At 50.7% G+C, this 408-nt stretch carries 1 pseudogene; it reads left to right on the forward strand.

Annotation, left to right across the window (positions count from 1 at the left end):
- Positions 1-408: pseudogene (locus ACOI06_RS14625) on the forward strand (IS1634 family transposase); the annotation flags it as partial.

Consider the following 408-nt stretch of genomic DNA (forward strand, 5'->3'; position numbering starts at 1 on the left):
TCAGGCAATACCGCGGAGGTCGACACGTTAAAAACCTCCTTGCTCAAGGTGGTGAACACCTTCCCGATCAAACGCGTCATTGCCGTGGCTGATCGTGGTTTGCTGTCATTAGAAAGCCTAGGTGAATTGCAGCAAATCGTTCTGCCCTCGGGTCAACCACTGGAGTTTATTCTGGCGGTTCCTGGGCGACGCTATAAAGACTTTCAAACATTGTTGGCCCCATTCAATGAGCACGTACAAAGTGTTACTTCTGTCGATCCTGATACAGAAGAGGCAGAAGTCTTTGGTGAAGTGGAGTGGGAAGGTTTGCGCTTGGTGGTCGCCCATGATCCAGAACGTGCCGCTGAGCAAACCACAAAAAGAGATGCCAAGATTGCGCAATTAGAGGCACGTGCTGAGCAATGGGCT

Source organism: Orrella sp. 11846 (assembly GCF_048820935.1).
Taxonomy (GTDB): domain Bacteria; phylum Pseudomonadota; class Gammaproteobacteria; order Burkholderiales; family Burkholderiaceae_B; genus Algicoccus.